Here is a 221-nt window from a genome sequence, read left to right on the forward strand (position 1 = left end):
TCGCCGCCATCGCGACGGAAACCACCGGAGCGGTCACCGCCCTCACGACGATCCCCGCCACGGAAACCGCCGGAACGGTCACCGCTGTCGCGCCGGTCACCACCACGGAAACCGCCGGAACGGTCACCGCTGTCGCGCCGGTCACCACCACGGAAGCCACCGGGACGGTCACCGCCCTCACGACGATCCCCGCCGCCGAAGCCGCCGGAACGCTCGCCACC

The 221-nt window shown here is 72.9% G+C and carries 1 protein-coding gene; it reads left to right on the forward strand.

Annotation, left to right across the window (positions count from 1 at the left end; translation table 11 throughout):
* Positions 1-221, forward strand: a 221-nt coding sequence (locus ACLQ2T_RS29280) for a hypothetical protein (protein ID WP_425769582.1), incomplete at both ends; no start/stop codon positions are given.

The sequence above is a fragment of the Micromonospora sp. DT229 genome, from assembly GCF_049844505.1.
Lineage (GTDB): Bacteria > Actinomycetota > Actinomycetes > Mycobacteriales > Micromonosporaceae > Micromonospora.